Here is a 19,107-nt window from a genome sequence, read left to right on the forward strand (position 1 = left end):
GTTCACACCCTCATTCATCCATATATTCGTCATATGCGTTCAACAATTGTAAAATACGTGTTAAATCTTCCTCAGAAAAAAACTCAATTTCGATTTTCCCTTTTTTTCGATTTTTTTTAATAGATACGGCTGTTCCTAAACGTTCACGCAATAACGCTTCACTTTGCGCCAAAAATACACTTTTCTCCTCTTTTTTCCCTAATGTTTCACGTGGAACATTTTCATTTAGCTGTTGAATGAGCGCCTCAAGTTGCCGAACATTAAGTGATTCACGAAGCACACGTTGAATCACAGCCGAAAGCTTCTGTTTGTTTTTCAATGCCAATAATGCGCGACCATGTCCCATGGATAACACACCTTCTTCAATCATTTGCTGCACGTCACTTGGAAGCGACAGAAGGCGAAGATGATTCGCAATATGTGGTCGACTCTTTCCTAAACGTTTGGCGAGCTCTTCTTGTGTTAATTTGCATCGTGTAATTAATAATTGGTATGCTGTCGCTTCTTCAATTGGATTTAAATCTTCACGTTGTAAGTTCTCAAGCAGAGCAATCTCCATCATTTGTTCATCCGAAAGCTCGCGCACAACTGCCGGAACAGTTTTCATCCCTGCCAATTGCGCCGCACGAAATCGCCGTTCACCTACAACAATCTCATATCCTTTAATCGTCTGGCGAACGATAAGAGGTTGAACAATTCCATGTTCCACAATGGACTGTTTGAGTTCTTCTAACGCCTGTTCGTTGAACGTTTTACGCGGCTGATATGGGTTAGGACGAAGCTGTTGAATATCAATGTCTTGCACCGTCTCCCCTTTCTCTGCTTCCAAGTTAGTAAAAAGAGCATGGATGCCTTTTCCGAGCCCTTTAGCCATTTGCGATCACCTCTTTCGCAAAGTCTGCGTATACCTCTGCCCCTCGCGATTTTGCGTCGTACAAAATAATTGGCTTCCCATGGCTTGGTGCCTCACTTAGTCGAACGTTGCGCGGAATAATTGTCTCATATACTTTCTCACGAAAATACTTTTTTACTTCTTGAATGACTTGAATGCCGAGGTTTGTACGGGCATCAAACATGGTAAGCAACACACCTTCAATGCGTAAATCCGAATTCAAATGTTTTTGCACAAGGCGAATCGTATTTAACAATTGACTGAGCCCTTCCAATGCGTAATATTCACATTGGACGGGAATTAACACCGTATCAGCTGAGGTTAAAGCATTAATCGTTAGCAATCCTAGGGAAGGCGGGCAATCGATAATAATAAAATCATATATATCTTTGATTGGGCTTAATGCCTTTTGTAAACGAACTTCCCTTGAAACGATCGGAACGAGTTCAATCTCTGCACCAGCGAGTTGAATGGTAGCAGGGATAATATACAGACGCTCGATATTTGTCGGACGAATCACTTGACGTACGTCTACTTCCTCAACTAACAAGTCATATGCGCATTGTTCAATTTCATGTTTTTCCACACCGATCCCACTCGTCGCATTCCCTTGCGGATCAATGTCAACAAGCAACGTTTTCTTCCCCATATGAGCTAAACAAGCGGATAAGTTTACTGCTGTTGTCGTTTTGCCAACACCGCCTTTTTGATTGGCAATAGCGATAATTTTCCCCACAATGCTCCCCATCCTTTACCTATAATACCTTTATTGTATCACGAATTTTTCAATATTTTCATATACAAAAAGAAAACCTCATCGTCGTTTTTGATGAGGTGTTATTTTTGCTTTTTCGGGATGCGGATTGTAATTTGGTAATAGTCTTCGAATTCCTCTTCCTCTGAATCGATAGCAACTCCACTATCAGCGACCATCGTTAACGACTGACGAATCGTATTGACAGCAATGCGCATATCTTTACTTAATGATTTCCGTTTCGGTTTCGGGCGTTTTTCATTTTCTTCTAGCATTTTAGCCACTCGATCTTCCGTTTGTTTGACGTTTAGTTGCTTTTGAATAATTTCTTCAAGCAACTTTAGCTGCTTATCGTAATCTTTTAACACAATTAACGCGCGAGCATGACGCTCTGTAATTTGACGTTGCAACAATGCATCTTGTACTTCTTGAGGTAGTTTTAATAGGCGAAGCTTGTTAGCAATGGTCGATTGTCCTTTTCCGAGCCTTTGGGCTAACGCCTCCTGTGTTAAATGATGCAATTCAAGCAAACGAGCATAAGCAATCGCTTCTTCAATCGGAGTCAACTCTTCCCGTTGCAAGTTTTCAATTAAGGCAACAGAAGCCGTTTCTGTATCATTTAAATTTTTAATAATGGCAGGTATGTCGGTCCAACCGAGCTTTTGCGCAGCTCGCCATCTCCGTTCGCCAGCAATAATTTCAAACTTTCCATCTTCACATTCCCGAACGACAATTGGTTGGATCATCCCGTGCGTTCGAATGGTTTGAGCAAGCTCGTCAATTTTATCTTCAACAAAAATGGTCCGCGGCTGAAACCGATTTGGAACAATTTGCGAAATAGCTATTCGCTTAATTTCTTCATTCGGTACGACGATTTCCCCTTGCTCTTTCTCACCAAAGCTAAAAAAGCGCGAAAAAGGATGCTTCATTTCCCCCTAACACCACCTTTGAGAACTCAACACATTCATTCAATTGGAAGTTTGTTCGGTACCCCTGGTTTACGTGGATATTTCTTCGGTGTTTTTCTTCTTTTTTCAATAAAAATAATTGCTCGTTCACTTTCCTCAATCGGTAATACAAATTGTTCTACTTTCGCCACTTCCCCACCAAGCACGCGAATCGCTGTATTTCCTTGTTCAAGCTCCTCTTTTGCTGATGCACCTTTCATCGCAATAAACACCCCACCTACTTTTGCAAGCGGCAAGCAAAGCTCGCTTAACACAGACAATCGCGCGACAGCACGAGCCATCACAACATCAAACGACTCGCGGACACTTTTTTGTCCAAACGTTTCAGCGCGGTCGTGGTAAAAAGCAACTCCCTCAAGTCCAAGTTGCCCTGCTAAATGATTAAGAAACGTGATTCGTTTTTGTAAAGAATCAACAATTGATACATGTAGGTGAGGAAAACAAATTTTTAACGGTATGCTCGGAAATCCTGCCCCCGCTCCGACATCGCAAATCGATAACGGCTGTGAAAAATTGTAATAAAAAGCAGGTGTAATCGAGTCAAAAAAATGCTTTAAGTATACGCCCTCTTTGTCTGTAATGGCCGTTAAGTTCATTTTCTCATTCCATTCAACAAGCAGTTCATAATATGTTTCGAATTGAGCGAGTTGTTGAGGAGAAAGCGAGATGCCTTTCTCCTCTAGCATTTGTTTAAATACATTTACATCCATTGTTCATCCCTCTTTATTCATTTGACACGCGTGCGATTTTTCCCTGCTCTAAATACACTAATAAAATTGAAATATCAGCTGGGTTGACCCCCGAAATGCGCGATGCTTGTGCAATAGAAAGCGGACGGACTTGTTTTAGTTTTTGCCGTGCCTCCGTCGCCAATCCTGTAATCGCATCGTAATCAATATCTTCTGGAATTTTTTTATTCTCCATTTTCTTTAACTTTTCTACTTGTTGTAGTGATTTTTCAATATATCCTTCGTACTTAATTTGAATTTCTACTTGTTCCGCTACTTCTGGATCAATCGGCTGCTCCGTTGGCGCAAGCATTTGAATATGTTCATATGTCATTTCTGGCCGCTTTAACAAGTCGGCAGCACGAATGCCATCTTTTAACTCGCTTCCCCTAACACGCCGAATCATTTCTTGCACTTGCGGCGTCGGTTTAATAATGTACGATTTTAACCGCTTCTTCTCTGCTTCGATCGCTTCTTTTTTCGCTAAAAACTTTTCATATCGCTCTTGTGAGATTAAACCGAGCTTATATCCAATTTCCGTTAAACGTAAATCAGCATTGTCATGTCTGAGTAAAAGACGGTATTCAGCACGGGATGTTAACAAGCGGTACGGTTCATTCGTCCCTTTTGTAACAAGATCATCAATTAAAACACCAATATACGCTTCTGAACGACTTAAAATTAATTCCTCTTTGCCAAGCGCTTTACACGCAGCATTAATACCAGCAATTAATCCTTGGCCAGCGGCCTCTTCATATCCTGATGTTCCGTTAATTTGTCCCGCTGTGTATAGTCGCTGAACGACTTTTGTTTCTAACGTTGGCCATAATTGCGTTGGGACAATCGCATCATATTCGATCGCATAACCGGCTCGCATCAGCTGTGCTTTCTCCAATCCCGGAATAGTCGCTAACATTTGCCGCTGAATATGTTCCGGTAAACTTGTGGACAAACCTTGCACGTACACTTCTTGTGTGTGTCTTCCCTCAGGCTCAAGGAAAATTTGGTGACGCGGCTTATCATGAAAACGAACGATTTTATCTTCGATCGATGGACAATAGCGTGGACCTGTCCCTTTAATCATTCCTGAATACATCGGTGACAAGTGCAAATTTTCATCGATAATTCGGTGCGTTTCCTCAGTCGTGTAAGTGAGCCAACAAGGAAGCTGATCAGTAATGTATTGCTTCGTCTCATATGAAAACGCGCGCGGCACATCGTCCCCTGGCTGAATTTCTGTTTTGCTATAGTCAATCGTATGGCTATTGACTCGCGGCGGTGTCCCCGTTTTAAAACGAACGAGCTCAAAACCAAGCTCCTCTAAATGTTCCGAGAGTTTAATGGATGGTTGTTGATTGTTTGGACCGCTTGAATATTTAATATCTCCAATAATGATTTCACCGCGCAAAAATGTCCCTGTCGTAATAACAACAGCCTTTGCGTAATAGTGAGCACCTGTATGTGTAATAACCCCCTTACATACACCATCTTCGACGATTAATTTTTCTACCTTTCCTTGTAATAATGTTAAATTCTCTTGATTTTCTAACGTTTTTTTCATTTCCTGTTGATATAAAAATTTATCTGCTTGTGCACGCAACGCCCGCACCGCCGGTCCTTTTCCTGTATTTAACATTCTCATTTGAATGTGCGTTTTATCGATATTTTTGCCCATTTCGCCGCCAAGCGCGTCGATTTCGCGTACGACAATCCCTTTTGCGGGACCGCCAATGGATGGATTACATGGCATAAAAGCGATCATATCAAGGTTAAGTGTAATCACTAATGTGCTTGCTCCCATTCGTGCAGCAGCAAGCGCAGCCTCACACCCCGCATGACCAGCACCGACGACGATGACATCATAAGACCCTGCCTCGTAATGCATCATGAAGTTCCCTCCTTATTTTCCTAAACAAAATTGTGCAAACAACTGATCAATTAAGCTTTCGTGTACCGTATCGCCAACAATTTCCCCTAGTAACTCCCACGCTCTTGTTAAATCAATTTGTACGATGTCGATCGGCATGCCCGACTCGATGCCGTGAATCGCTTCTTCTATCGACTTTTTCGCTTGCGTCAGCAACGCAATATGGCGCGAATTTGATACATATGTTAAATCACGTGCTTCGACATCCCCACTGAAAAACAATGAGGCAATCGCCTCTTCAAGTTGATCGATTCCTCTTTCTTCTAGCAACGATGTCGTAATCATTGGTGCCCCTTGCGCCAATTGTTTTACCCGCTCCATATCTATTCGTTTAGGCAAGTCCGTCTTATTGACAATAACGATGACGTCCATCCCTTTTACTGCTTCAAATAGCTGTTCATCTTCTAGCGTCAACGGTTCATTATAGTTGAGCACAAGTAAAATCAAATCGGCTTCTTTTAACACTTTCCGTGATCGCTCGACCCCAATGCGCTCAACGATGTCCTCTGTTTCGCGAATGCCTGCCGTATCTAACAAGCGGAGTGGTACACCCCGGACATTGACATACTCCTCGATCACATCACGCGTCGTGCCGGGAATATCGGTGACGATCGCTCGATTTTCGTGGGCCAAGCTGTTTAATAACGATGATTTCCCGACATTTGGACGTCCGACAATGACGGTCGCTAATCCATCTCGTAACACTTTTCCTTGTTGTGCTGTCTGCAACAATCGTTCAATTTCATTTTTCACTTCTGTCGCTTTCTCAAGCAACAAACGATGCGTCATTTCTTCCACATCATCATATTCTGGATAGTCAATATTTACTTCGACGTGTGCCAACGTCTCTAAAATCGTTTGACGTAGACGACGAATAAGTTTTGATAACCTTCCCTCCATTTGGTTCAATGCAACGGCCATCGCACGATCCGTTTTAGCGCGGATTAAGTCCATCACCGCTTCCGCTTGCGATAAATCAATGCGACCGTTTAAAAAAGCTCTCTTCGTAAATTCACCCGGTTCTGCTAAACGAGCGCCGTACTCTAACACGAGTTGAAGCACGCGGTTAACAGAAATGAGACCTCCATGGCAATTAATTTCAACGACATCCTCGCGTGTGAACGTTTTTGGCGCTCTCATAACAGTTACCATCACTTCTTCAACTGTTTCCTTCGTCTCCGGATGAACGATATGCCCATAATGAATTGTATGAGATGGGACGTCTTTAAGCCTCTTCCCGGCAATTCCGGCAAACAGTTGATCGACAATTTGTATCGCTTTATCCCCACTTAGGCGGACAATTGCAATTGCCCCTTCACCCATCGGGGTTGAGATTGCTGCAATTGTATCAAACTCCATGTTACTCACCTTCTTCCATGAACAAAATCATCCACATCTATGTCACACATATGTTACTCACAATGTTAATCAAATAAATTTTAACTTATCCACATGTGAATAACAACATACACACCGTGTTTCAATTTACAAAAAAAATTCTCTAGGAACAACTTCCCCTAGAGAATGTTTATTGTTTTAATGAAATAACGACGTGGCGATGCGGCTCCGTTCCAGCCGAAAACGTTTGTACTTTTTCATCGTCGCTCAACGCCGCATGGATGACTTTTCGTTCCCATGCACTCATCGGCTCTAACGACATATCTTTTCCAGTTTGCACTACTTTTTTCGCCATGCTTTTCGCTAAACGAACGAGCGTTTCTTCTCTCCGTTTTCGGTAACCTTCGGCATCGATGACAACATAAAGTGAACGATCGGCACAACGATTTAAAACGCCTTGCGCCAACAATTGCAATGCATTCAACGTCTGACCGTGCTTTCCGATGACTCGTGCAACATCTGGACCTGACAGCAAAACAACTAAGCGATCTTTTTCGCTATGGCACGACAGATGAACACGCACGTTCATCTGTTCGATCACTTGCTTTAAAAACGATTCAACACAATAAAATGGGTTGCTGATCGTCACTTCAACGATCGCCTCTTTCCCGCCGAATAAGCCAAGAAACGGCCTTTTTTCATGTTGCAAAACGACGATATCGACCGCTTCTTTCGGCACACGTAACTGCGCTAACGCTTTTTCCACTGCCTCTTCTACCGTTTGGCCACCCATCGTTATTCGTTTCACTTTCCTGTTCCCCCAGCTTGATTCGTTGCTTTTAATTCCGGTCCTTTAATAAAATACGTTTGTGCAATCATAAACAAGTTACCAACTACCCAATAAAGCGAAAGTGCTGCCGGGAAGTTAATTGCAAATACAACAACCATGATCGGCATTAACCAGAGCATCATGGCCATTTGTGGATTTTGTTGCTCGGTGCCAGCCATCATCATTTTTTGCTGAATAAACGTCGTTACTCCCGCGACAAGCGGTAAAATGAAAAATGGATCCTTTTCCCCTAAATCAAACCATAAAAAGTTATGGCGCGCGATTTCCTCTGTACGCATAATCGCGTGGTAAAAACCGATTAAAATTGGCATTTGAATGAGCAGCGGCAAACAACCTGCCAGCGGATTAACGCCATGTTTTTGGAAAAGCAACATCGTCTCTTGTTGCAATTTTTGCTGCGTTTGTGCATCTTTTGAGCTATATTTTTCACGGAGTTTTTGTAACTCTGGTTGCAGCGCCTGCATTGCTTTTGAATTTCTCGTCTGTTGGATCATGAGCGGCAAAATAGCTAAACGGATTAAAATTGTAACGACAATAATCCCTAATCCATAATTGGAACCAAACAACTCAGACGTATATGTAATTAACCAAGATAGCGGGTAAACGATATACTCGTTCCAAAACCCTTTGCTTTCTGCAGTAATTGGCTGATTAATTTCCGTACATCCTGCTAGCACAACAGCAAGAAGTAAAAACAGCCATGCGACTTGCCTTTTTTCCACTCACTTTTCCCCCTTACTTTATACGTTCCTTGAAATATTTTAACATATGGTCGATCAAATTTAACGAAAAACGTTCGCCCGTCTCAAAACGTGCAATAAGCTTTTTTTCACCTCTTCATATTCCATTGTAGCGACCGGCATTCGCGCAATGATCACATAATCTTTGCCAGCTTGAATTCGATCACGTTCTTCATGAAACACTTGACGAATATAGCGCTTCACCTGATTTCGAACGACCGCTTTCCCAATTTTCTTACTAACAGATAATCCGATGCGGAAATACGATTGTTCAGGCTTATCTAGAACGTATATGACAAACTGTCGGTTCGCTACCGATTTTCCTTTCTTAAACACTTCTTGAAACTCGTCATTTTTTTTTATGCGATATTTTTTTCTCATGTGCTCCGATAACACCTCGATCGTAACTCCCGTTAGAAAAAAGACCACTGATCGTTCAGTGGCCTATGCAGATAATACTTTTCTTCCTTTACGACGACGGCGAGCAAGAACTTTACGGCCGTTCTTTGTGCTCATACGCGCGCGGAAACCGTGTACTTTGCTACGTTTCCGTTTGTTTGGTTGATACGTTCTTTTCATATATGACACCTCCCTGAGGAATAACTGTTAAAAGACAGTCTTTCTAATTATAGTGAGAAATTAAGAGAAATGTCAACTACTCCGGGAGTATCTTTTTTTGACGATCCTGTGATTATTACTGTGGATAAAGTTTTTGTCGCTTTTTTTGTATCCACAACATTTATCGACAAGTTTTTCACATCTTATAACCTTGTGGATAAAATTTTTTCACATCTTTTTTGTTTTGTGGATAATATTTTAAAACCATTGCAACATAAGTATTTATCTGCTATTATATTGTTGTTTTTACTCTGGATAATTCCATATTTTTTTCTCATTATCCACAAAATGTGGATAATGTGTGGACAGTTTCGTCCACATTATGTGTAAATATTTGTCCACAATCGGTGAAAACTGTCGAAAAAAATTTTTTTATAGGTAACGTTGTGCAAAAGTTATACACCCGCGCGGAGAAGGAGGGAGAGCGGCGTGGAAAACATTTCAGACTTATGGAATAAAGCGTTAGCAGAAATTGAGAAAAAAATTAGCAAGCCTAGCTTCGAAACATGGTTGAAATCAACAACGGCCCATTCGCTAAAAGGCGACATACTTATTATTACCGTTCCAAACGAATTTACGAAAGACTGGCTCGAGTCGCGTTACACCCGGCTTATCGAACAAACGCTTTATGATATTACCGGGGAAGAATTAAAAATCAAATGCACGATTCCTAACGATCAAACACCGGAAGAATTTGATGTAAAGCCAACAAGCAAACCGCGAAAACACGATGATGAACAAACAGAATTTCCACAAAGTATGCTCAATCCAAAATATACGTTCGACACATTTGTCATTGGATCCGGAAACCGCTTTGCCCATGCCGCATCTTTAGCGGTAGCAGAAGCACCGGCCAAAGCGTACAACCCCCTTTTCATTTATGGTGGTGTAGGCCTAGGCAAGACGCACCTCATGCATGCGATCGGTCATTACGTTCTTGAACATAATCCGTCAGCAAAAGTTGTGTATTTATCTTCGGAAAAGTTTACAAATGAATTTATTAACGCCATTCGCGATAACCGCCCGGATGATTTTCGCAACAAATATCGCAACGTGGACGTGCTGTTAATAGATGATATTCAATTTCTAGCTGGAAAAGAACAAACGCAAGAAGAGTTTTTCCATACGTTTAATACACTACATGAAGAAAGTAAGCAAATTGTCATATCAAGCGACCGACCTCCAAAAGAAATTCCGACGTTAGAAGATCGCCTTCGCTCTCGTTTTGAATGGGGCTTAATTACAGATATCACTCCTCCCGATTTAGAAACGAGGATTGCCATTTTACGCAAGAAAGCAAAAGCGGAGGGATTCGACATCCCGAACGAAGTGATGTTGTATATTGCTAATCAAATTGATTCAAACATTCGTGAATTAGAAGGAGCGCTCATTCGCGTCGTTGCTTACTCTTCCTTAATCAACAAAGAAATTAACGCTGACTTAGCAGCCGAGGCGTTAAAAGACATTATTCCGAGTTCAAAGCCGAAAGTGATTACCATTCAAGATATTCAACGTGTCGTTGGCGAGCATTTTAACGTGAAGCTTGAAGATTTTAAGGCGAAGAAACGGACAAAATCAGTTGCTTTTCCACGCCAAATTGCGATGTATCTTTCACGTGAGCTGACGGACTGTTCACTCCCGAAAATTGGTGAAGAATTTGGTGGACGTGATCATACAACTGTCATTCATGCACATGAAAAAATCTCAGCTCTCATTCAAACAGATGTTCAACTACAAAAACAGTTGAAAGAAATTATGGAGAAACTGAAATAATGTGAATAACTTTGTTTTATTTGTGCACAGACTGTCCACATGTGGATAGCCTGTGCTTCCTTTGTTTTGTTCACTTATCCACATAATCACAACGCCTAGTACTACGATTAATAGTTTTTAAAAAAAATAATAAATAAATTTTAGGGAGGTTTTCCTTGTGAAAGTTATTATCGACCGCGATCACTTAGTGAGAAGTGTACAAGATGTTATGAAAGCTGTATCATCCCGTACAACGATCCCTATTTTAACTGGAATTAAAATTGTCGCTTCCGAACATGGTGTCACAATGACAGGAAGTGATTCAGATATTTCTATTGAATCATTTATCCCTGCAGAGGAAGAAGATCGAATGATTGTCGATGTCATTAAACAAGGAAGTGTCGTATTACAAGCCCGTTTTTTTAGCGAGATTGTTCGCAAATTACCAAAAGAAGCAGTAGAAATTGAAGTAAAAGATCAATTTGTTACAACAATTCGTTCAGGAAAAACAGAGTTTTATTTGAATGGGTTAGATCCAGAAGAATATCCACGCTTGCCGCAAATTCAAGAGGAAAATATGTTTAAAATACCAGCTGATTTGTTGAAACATGTCATTCGTCAAACGGTCTTTGCTGTGTCCACCTCAGAAACACGACCAATCTTAACAGGTGTAAACTGGCGGATCGAAAACAATGAGCTAACGTGTATTGCAACAGACAGTCACCGGCTAGCTATGCGAAAAGCGAAAGTGGAAACCGAGACCGAAGCACATTACAACATCGTTATTCCTGGAAAAAGCTTGAATGAATTAAATAAAATTCTCGAGGAAACAAATGAACTTGTTCACATTGTTGTAACTGAAAATCAAGTATTATTCAAAACGAAACATTTACTATTTTTCTCACGGTTACTAGACGGAAACTATCCGGACACATCGCGGCTTATTCCTACAGACAGCCAAACGGATATGATTGTAAAAACAAAAGAGTTTTTGCAAGCGATCGACCGGGCGTCGCTACTAGCGCGTGAAGGAAGAAACAATGTCGTCCGTTTAACAACGTTACCTGGAAAAGTCGTTGAAATTTCTTCGAACTCACCGGAAATCGGAAAAGTGGTAGAGGAAGTGCAATGTGAACAACTAGAAGGTGAAGAGCTAAAAATCTCTTTCAGTGCTAAATATATGATGGACGCATTAAAAGCGTTAGAAGGAGCAGAGATTAAAATTAGTTTTACTGGTGCGATGCGACCATTTTTGATTCGCCCGCTCCATGATGATTCGATGCTTCAGTTAATTTTACCTGTGCGCACATACTAAAGCTGCTAGACAGACTAGCAGCTTTCCTTTTCTTAATCCCTATTTTTTAGTACAATGAAAGAATGGACACTTTTTATGGAAAGTGAGCGGATGATGGATGAAAGAAATAAAAATTGCAACAGAAACAATTACGCTTGGACAATTTTTGAAATTAGCGAACGTCATTTCAACAGGTGGCATGGCGAAATGGTTTTTACAAACAAACGATGTATTTGTTAACGGTGAACGAGAACAACGTCGCGGTCGCAAGTTGAAAGTCGGGGACGTTGTTGATATTGAAACAATCGGTACATTTACGATTCGTTCGTAAAGGTGGGGGCACCTTTGTTTTTAGAACAGTTAACTTTAAAAAATTACCGCAACTATGAGCAAGGTGATTGGCAATTTAAAAATAAAGTAAATGTCATTTTGGGAAAGAATGCCCAAGGAAAAACAAACGTTATGGAGTCTATTTATGTGTTGGCGATGGCGAAGTCGCATCGGACGACGAACGATAAAGATTTAATTCGTTGGGACGAAGATTATGCTAAAATAGAAGGTAGAGTAGGAAAGAAAAACGGTTCAACTTTTTTACAGTTGACGCTATCGAAAAAGGGAAAAAAGGCGAGACTAAACTACATTGAACAAGCAAAATTGAGTAGTTATGTTGGGCACATGAATGTTGTTATGTTTGCTCCAGAAGATTTAAACCTTGTAAAAGGGAGCCCACAAATTCGAAGGCGCTTCATCGACATGGAAATTGGCCAAGTATCGCCTGTGTATATGCATGGGCTTGCACAATATCAAAAAGTGTTACAACAAAGAAATCAATATTTAAAACTACTTCAGTCAAAAAAGCAAACGGACGAAACATTCCTCGATGTGCTTACAGAACAGCTTGTGCAGCTCGCAGCTAAAATTACTCTGAAAAGATATGAATTTATCGAATTACTACAAAGATGGGCAAAACCGATTCATGCCGAAATTAGTCGAGGGAACGAACAATTAGCCATTCATTATCGTCCGTCCATTGATGTATTAGATAAACAACAATTGTCGAGAATAGTAGAAGCGTATAACGACAAATTCACAAAAATAAAAACAAAAGAAATAGAACGAGGCACAACACTCATCGGACCACATCGGGATGATTTATCGTTTACAATCAACGAAAAAGATGTGCAAACGTTTGGTTCACAAGGTCAACAACGAACGGCAGCTCTTTCATTAAAATTAGCTGAAATTGATTTAATTTTTTCAGAGATCGGTGAGTATCCAATTCTTTTGCTCGATGATGTGCTATCGGAGCTCGATGATTTCCGCCAAACGCATTTGCTAGATGCTATACAAGGCAAAGTTCAAACATTTGTCACAACAACGAGCATCGATGGAATTGAGCACCGCGTCATTCAAGATGCGGATGTGTATGAAGTCATATCAGGGCAAATGATAAAACGCTAGTCGTTCATAAAACTCGAACATATTGTTCGAAAAGGAAAGCGTAGGTGATCAATAATGACGATGGAACAAAGAGAGCAAACGGTTTATGATGAAAGTCAAATTCAAGTTCTCGAAGGATTGGAAGCGGTACGAAAGAGACCTGGAATGTATATCGGATCAACCGGGGCAAAAGGACTGCACCATCTTGTGTGGGAAATTGTTGATAACAGTATCGATGAAGCATTAGCTGGATTTTGTACAGAGATTAACGTCATTGTTGAAGAAGATAACAGCATTACAGTGATTGATAACGGGCGCGGGATTCCAGTTGGTATTCACGAAAAGATGGGAAGACCAGCTGTTGAAGTCATTATGACTGTGCTACATGCAGGTGGAAAGTTTGGCGGGGGCGGCTATAAAGTATCCGGTGGTTTGCACGGGGTCGGTGCATCTGTCGTCAACGCTTTGTCAGAAGAATTAGAAGTATACGTACATCGCGACGGGAAAATTCACTATCAAAAATATAAGCGGGGAGTGCCTTGTTCGGATTTGCAAGTGGTAGGCGAGACAGATCGAACAGGGACGACGATCCATTTTAAACCAGACCCGAAGATTTTTGAAGAAACAACTGAATATGATTATGATACGCTCGCACATCGATTGAGAGAGCTCGCCTTTTTAAACAAAGGTATTCGCATTACGCTCGAAGATCGCCGTGAAGAGAAGCGTGCTAATGAATATTACTACGAGGGTGGAATCTCCTCATATGTCAAGCATTTAAATCGAACAAAAGAGACGCTCCATGAGGAGCCGATTTACATTGAGGGCGAAAAAGACGGTATCCAAGTGGAAATCGCTTTACAATATAATGACGGATATACAAGTAATATTTACTCTTTTGCGAACAACATTCATACGCATGAAGGCGGTACGCATGAACTTGGTTTTAAGACCGCTTTAACGCGAATTATTAATGATTATGGTCGGAAAAATAATATGTTCAAAGAGCAAGATGCCAACTTGACGGGTGAAGACGTACGTGAAGGGCTTACTGCAATCATTTCAGTAAAACATCCGTCGCCGCAGTTTGAGGGACAAACGAAGACGAAACTCGGAAATAGCGATGCCCGTACGGCGACCGAATCAATTTTTGCTGAACAATTCGAAAAGTTTTTGCTGGAAAACCCGTCTGTTGCAAAAAAAATCGTTGAAAAAGGAATTCTAGCTTCGCGCGCACGTCTAGCAGCTAAGCGCGCAAGAGAGCTAACGAGAAGAAAAAATGCTCTTGAAGTATCGAGTTTGCCTGGGAAATTAGCGGATTGTTCTTCGAAAGATCCATCAATATGCGAGTTGTATGTCGTTGAAGGAGATTCAGCGGGTGGTTCTGCTAAACAAGGACGTGATCGTCATTTTCAAGCGATTTTACCGCTACGAGGTAAAATTATTAACGTTGAAAAGTCGAGATTAGATAAAATTTTATCAAACAATGAAGTGCGTGCAATTATTACAGCTCTCGGTACGGGAATTGGGGAAGATTTTGATATTACAAAAGCCCGTTACCATAAAATTATTATTATGACGGATGCGGATGTGGATGGTGCTCACATTCGAACATTGTTGCTCACATTTTTCTACCGCTATATGCGCGATGTAATCGAACAAGGTTACGTGTATATTGCTCAGCCACCGTTATATAAAATTCAACAAGGGAAAAGAATTGAGTATGCGTATAGCGATCGACAACTTGAAGAAATACTCGCCCGTTTGCCTGAGCAGCCAAAACCGATCATTCAACGTTACAAAGGTCTTGGTGAAATGAATCCAGAACAACTTTGGGAAACAACGATGAACCCTGAGACGCGAACATTGTTAAAAGTAAGTTTGCAAGATGCGATGGAAGCGGATGAGACGTTTGAAATCTTAATGGGAGATAAAGTTGAACCACGTAGACAGTTTATCGAGGAAAATGCAAAATACGTAAAAAATCTTGACATTTAAACATGTTGGAGAGTGTTTATTCACCCTCCCCCTGTTTCCTTTATTTGTTAAGTAAGGGAGGTTTGTTGCTATATGTCTGAACGGGTAAAAGAAATAAGCATTAGTCAAGAAATGCGTGCATCGTTTCTTGACTATGCTATGAGCGTTATCGTATCGCGCGCACTTCCAGATGTGCGTGATGGGCTCAAGCCGGTACATCGTCGCATTTTATATGCGATGCACGATTTAGGGATGACGGCGGACAAGCCTTATAAAAAGTCAGCACGCATTGTTGGTGAAGTTATCGGAAAATATCATCCGCACGGTGATGCAGCAGTATACGATACGATGGTGCGGATGGCCCAAGATTTTAACTATCGATATATGCTTGTTGATGGCCATGGAAACTTCGGGTCGATCGATGGGGATGCCGCAGCGGCTATGCGTTATACAGAGGCGAGAATGTCGAAAATTTCGATGGAGCTGTTGCGTGATATTAACAAGGACACGATCGACTATCAAGATAACTACGACGGTTCAGAACGTGAACCAATCGTTTTGCCGGCCCGCTTTCCAAATTTACTCGTAAACGGGTCTTCAGGCATTGCAGTTGGAATGGCGACAAACATTCCACCTCACCAACTTGGGGAGGTTATTGACGCTTTATTAGAACTTATGAAAGACCCGAACATGACTGTTGCTGAACTGATGGAGTATTTGCCGGGTCCAGATTTTCCGACAGGTGCTCAAATTATTGGAAGGAGCGGCATTCGGAAAGCGTATGAAACAGGTCGAGGTTCAATTACGTTACGTGCAAAAGCGGAGATTGAACAAAAAGAAAACGGAAAAGAAATGATTATTGTCCGTGAATTGCCTTATCAAGTAAATAAAGCTAAGTTGATTGAAAAAATTGCTGAGCTTGTACGCGAAAAGAAAATTGATGGCATTACAGATTTGCGTGATGAATCGGATCGAAGCGGCATGCGTATCGTCATTGAAGTGAGAAGAGATGTGAGCGCCCATGTCGTACTTAACAATTTGTATAAACAAACCGCTTTACAAACGAGCTTTGGTATTAACATGCTTGCGCTTGTCGACGGGCAGCCGAAAGTATTGAATTTAAAGCAATGTTTACAACATTACTTAGATCATCAAAAAGTTGTCATTCGTCGTCGCACGCAGTTCGAATTAAACAAGGCGGAGGCTCGTGCGCACATTTTAGAAGGATTACGTATTGCTCTTGACCACCTAGATGAAGTCATTGAGCTTATTCGTCAATCTGCCACAGCAGACGTAGCAAAAGAAGGATTAATGACGAGGTTTCAGTTAAGCGAGAAGCAAGCGCAAGCTATTTTAGATATGCGCCTGCAACGTTTAACGGGATTAGAGCGTGAAAAAATTGAGCAAGAGTACGCTGAATTATTAGGACTTATCGCGCATTTAAAGGCTATTTTAGCTGATGAACAAAAAGTGTTACAAATTATTCGTGATGAGTTGCTTGAAATTAAAGAAAAGTTCAATGATCATCGTCGCACAGAAATCGTAAATGGCGGTTTGGAAACGATCGATGACGAAGACTTAATTACTCGTGAAAATATTGTTGTTACGCTAACTCACCGGGGATATATTAAGAGACTCCCTGTCTCAACATATCGGAGCCAAAGACGAGGTGGGCGAGGTATTCAAGGAATGAATACGAACGAGGACGATTTCGTTGAACACCTAGTCATTACATCTACACATGATATTGTTTTATTTTTTACAAACAAAGGAAAAGTATATAAGGCAAAAGGATATGAAATCCCAGAATTTAGTCGTACAGCAAAAGGTCTCCCAATCGTTAACTTATTAAACATTGAAAAAGATGAAGTCATTAATACAGTTATTGCTATCGAACAATTTCATGAAGATGCGTTTTTATTTTTCACAACAAAGCAGGGTATTGCTAAACGATCACCGTTATCTTCATTTGCTAACATCCGGAACCATGGTTTAATTGCAATTCATTTGCATGAAGGTGATGAGTTAATATCCGTAAAACTTACAGACGGCCATAAACATATCATCGTCGGAACGAAAAATGGAATGTTGATCCGTTTTCCTGAAACAGATGTCCGCTCGATGGGACGAACAGCTGCAGGTGTGAAGGCGATTACGCTATGTCCGGGTGACGAAGTTGTTGGAATGGAAAGTTTAAACGGTAATGAGGAAATTTTAATTGTAACGAAAAAAGGATATGGAAAACGAACGCCAGCTTCCGAATATCGCATTCAAAGCCGGGGAGGAAAAGGAATAAAAACGTGCAATATTACCGAAAAGAATGGCGATGTCGTGGCCGTGAAAACAGTCACAGGCGAAGAGGATTTAATGTTAATGACTGCAAGTGGTGTAATGATTCGCATAGCAGTTGGGGATATTTCTGTCATGGGACGGAATACACAAGGTGTGAAACTTATTCGTCTTGATGAAGACGGCGAGCAAGAGTACGTTGCAACGGTAGCCAAAGTGCCGAAAGAAGAAGAGAAAGAGCAATTGCAAGAAGAGTAGGGGGGAATCCCCCCTACGTTCTACAAAGGCGGTGGGAGATGTGTTGTTAGTAAAAACAGCCCAATTGCAAGAGGGATGCATTTTAGCGGAAGACGTCATTGGAAAGTCGAATCGTGTTATTGTTCCAAAGAATACGGTATTAGACACAAAAATGCTAACTGTATTGCAAAAATTTCTTGTTACTCAAGTGCGAGTACAATCAGTTCTTGTCGATGGGAGTACATTTCGTCCGAGTGAAATTATTCAAGAGGACGAACCAAAGCCGAGAGTAACAGAAAACAAAGACATATTGACATTATATTTGGAAGCTGTTCAGCAATACAAACAGATGTTTCAAAGTTGGCAATCGGGATTGCCTATTGACATCGGAAAAGTCCGGAAAATGTTTATGCCTCTATTTGAAAAAGTATTAGAAGCGGAAAAGGAGTTGCTCTTTTTTCATCACTACTGTACAAAGTCAGAATATTTATTCCACCATGCAGTAACGGTTGGCCTTCTTTCAGGTGTATTGGCTAAAAAATTACAATACACCAAAGGTGACTATTGCCAAGTAGCCATTGCTGGCTTATTAAGCGATTGTGGTATGGCAAAAGTCGATCCGAAAATACTGAATAAAAGTACAGCTCTTACTCCAGCCGAATATAAAGATATGCGTCAACATACTGTTTATGGGTATAAAATGGTTCAAAAAGTTGCGGCGCTACAAGAAGGGGTAAAGCTTGCCATTTTGCAACATCATGAGAGAAATGATGGCAGCGGGTATTTGCTTAATGTGAAGGAAGAAAAAATACACCCTTATAGTAAAATTGTTGCTGTCGCTGATGTATATCATGCGATGATTTCTGAACGTCCTTATCGTAATAAGCAATCTCCTTTCAAAGTATTTGAACAAATCCATAAAGATTGTTTTGGAAAATTTGATCTCTCTGTTGTTCAAGCGTTATCTTCGCTTTTAATGACTCTTTCGATTGGAGCAAAGGTGAAATTATCAAACGAGCAGGTCGGAGAAATTGTCTTTTTCGAGCAAGATTCACCGTTTCATCCGATGATTAAAATAAGTGGGACAAATCAAATTGTTTCACTGAAAGAAGAAAGAGATGTATTTATCGAAGAAATTATAAAATGACAACGGTCATCGCTGTTGTCATTTTATTTTTTTATAAAAAACATAAGAAAAAGTGTTGACAATAACAAAGGGCTCTTGTATGATATATCTTGTGCTTGATGTTCCTTGAAAACTGAACAAAACAGCAGCGTAAAAGCTAGAGATAAACTTTCTATG

General features: G+C 40.8%; 17 protein-coding genes. 7 read left to right on the top strand and 10 right to left on the bottom strand.

Annotation, left to right across the window (positions count from 1 at the left end; translation table 11 throughout):
* Positions 1 to 10: 10 nt before the first annotated feature.
* From V7Z64_RS01850 to rpmH, 10 genes are all read right to left on the bottom strand, one after another.
* Positions 11 to 874 carry a ParB/RepB/Spo0J family partition protein gene (locus V7Z64_RS01850; RefSeq protein ID WP_297988438.1) on the bottom strand — a complete coding sequence of 288 codons (864 nt, stop codon included), beginning with the start codon at positions 872 to 874 and terminating at the stop codon, positions 11 to 13.
* Complete coding sequence (locus tag V7Z64_RS01855) at positions 867 to 1,628, bottom strand: ParA family protein (RefSeq protein WP_297988436.1); 762 nt, start codon at positions 1,626 to 1,628, stop codon at positions 867 to 869. The genes V7Z64_RS01850 and V7Z64_RS01855 overlap by 8 nt, the downstream gene beginning before the upstream one ends.
* 101 nt (positions 1,629 to 1,729) lie before the next feature.
* Entirely contained in the window at positions 1,730 to 2,575 is an 846-nt protein-coding gene (noc, locus tag V7Z64_RS01860; RefSeq protein ID WP_297988433.1) for a nucleoid occlusion protein, read from the bottom strand.
* A gap of 35 nt (positions 2,576 to 2,610) precedes the next feature.
* Positions 2,611 to 3,324: a 16S rRNA (guanine(527)-N(7))-methyltransferase RsmG gene (rsmG, locus tag V7Z64_RS01865; RefSeq protein WP_297988430.1), complete on the bottom strand. Its 714-nt coding sequence runs from the start codon at positions 3,322 to 3,324 to the stop codon at positions 2,611 to 2,613.
* A 13-nt stretch (positions 3,325 to 3,337) separates the two neighbouring features.
* Positions 3,338 to 5,227, bottom strand: coding sequence for a tRNA uridine-5-carboxymethylaminomethyl(34) synthesis enzyme MnmG (gene mnmG / locus V7Z64_RS01870; RefSeq protein WP_297988476.1), 1,890 nt, complete (start codon positions 5,225 to 5,227; stop codon positions 3,338 to 3,340).
* Between the two features lie 15 nt (positions 5,228 to 5,242).
* On the bottom strand, positions 5,243 to 6,628 hold the full coding sequence (mnmE, locus tag V7Z64_RS01875) for a tRNA uridine-5-carboxymethylaminomethyl(34) synthesis GTPase MnmE (RefSeq protein WP_297988427.1): 1,386 nt from the start codon (positions 6,626 to 6,628) through the stop codon (positions 5,243 to 5,245).
* A gap of 169 nt (positions 6,629 to 6,797) precedes the next feature.
* Positions 6,798 to 7,415, bottom strand: a complete 618-nt coding sequence (jag, locus tag V7Z64_RS01880) for an RNA-binding cell elongation regulator Jag/EloR (protein ID WP_297990160.1) — start codon at positions 7,413 to 7,415, stop codon at positions 6,798 to 6,800.
* The gene (gene spoIIIJ / locus V7Z64_RS01885) at positions 7,412 to 8,179 is read right to left on the bottom strand and encodes a YidC family membrane integrase SpoIIIJ (protein ID WP_297990162.1); all 768 of its coding nucleotides are present in this window, start codon (positions 8,177 to 8,179) and stop codon (positions 7,412 to 7,414) included. Before spoIIIJ ends, jag begins: the two co-directional genes overlap by 4 nt.
* A 60-nt stretch (positions 8,180 to 8,239) precedes the next feature.
* Positions 8,240 to 8,578 (bottom strand): ribonuclease P protein component, encoded by a 339-nt coding sequence (gene rnpA, locus V7Z64_RS01890; protein WP_003397588.1) that lies wholly within the window; start codon positions 8,576 to 8,578, stop codon positions 8,240 to 8,242.
* Between the two features lie 63 nt (positions 8,579 to 8,641).
* Positions 8,642 to 8,776, bottom strand: coding sequence for a 50S ribosomal protein L34 (gene rpmH, locus V7Z64_RS01895; protein ID WP_003397591.1), 135 nt, complete (start codon positions 8,774 to 8,776; stop codon positions 8,642 to 8,644).
* Positions 8,777 to 9,244: 468 nt separating this feature from the next.
* On the opposite strand from rpmH, the gene dnaA reads away from it, so the two are divergent.
* The 7 genes from dnaA (at position 9,245) to V7Z64_RS01930 (ending at position 18,951) form a co-directional block, all read left to right on the top strand.
* Positions 9,245 to 10,588, top strand: coding sequence for a chromosomal replication initiator protein DnaA (gene dnaA / locus V7Z64_RS01900; protein WP_003397593.1), 1,344 nt, complete (start codon positions 9,245 to 9,247; stop codon positions 10,586 to 10,588).
* Positions 10,589 to 10,745: 157 nt separating this feature from the next.
* Complete coding sequence (gene dnaN, locus V7Z64_RS01905; RefSeq protein WP_297990181.1) at positions 10,746 to 11,882, top strand: DNA polymerase III subunit beta; 1,137 nt, start codon at positions 10,746 to 10,748, stop codon at positions 11,880 to 11,882.
* A gap of 97 nt (positions 11,883 to 11,979) precedes the next feature.
* On the top strand, positions 11,980 to 12,192 hold the full coding sequence (gene yaaA, locus V7Z64_RS01910) for a S4 domain-containing protein YaaA (RefSeq protein WP_003397596.1): 213 nt from the start codon (positions 11,980 to 11,982) through the stop codon (positions 12,190 to 12,192).
* 14 nt (positions 12,193 to 12,206) lie between these two features.
* A complete protein-coding gene (gene recF, locus V7Z64_RS01915; protein ID WP_297990184.1) occupies positions 12,207 to 13,322 on the top strand; it encodes a DNA replication/repair protein RecF in 1,116 nt (371 codons plus the stop codon).
* A gap of 60 nt (positions 13,323 to 13,382) precedes the next feature.
* Positions 13,383 to 15,299 carry a DNA topoisomerase (ATP-hydrolyzing) subunit B gene (gyrB, locus tag V7Z64_RS01920; RefSeq protein WP_442884998.1) on the top strand — a complete coding sequence of 639 codons (1,917 nt, stop codon included), beginning with the start codon at positions 13,383 to 13,385 and terminating at the stop codon, positions 15,297 to 15,299.
* 72 nt (positions 15,300 to 15,371) lie between these two features.
* Positions 15,372 to 17,825 carry a DNA gyrase subunit A gene (gene gyrA / locus V7Z64_RS01925; protein WP_297990187.1) on the top strand — a complete coding sequence of 818 codons (2,454 nt, stop codon included), beginning with the start codon at positions 15,372 to 15,374 and terminating at the stop codon, positions 17,823 to 17,825.
* A gap of 40 nt (positions 17,826 to 17,865) precedes the next feature.
* Positions 17,866 to 18,951 carry an HD-GYP domain-containing protein gene (locus V7Z64_RS01930; RefSeq protein WP_297990189.1) on the top strand — a complete coding sequence of 362 codons (1,086 nt, stop codon included), beginning with the start codon at positions 17,866 to 17,868 and terminating at the stop codon, positions 18,949 to 18,951.
* Positions 18,952 to 19,107: the final 156 nt, after the last annotated feature.

The organism is Anoxybacillus sp., assembly GCF_036834105.1.
Lineage (GTDB): Bacteria > Bacillota > Bacilli > Bacillales > Anoxybacillaceae > Anoxybacillus.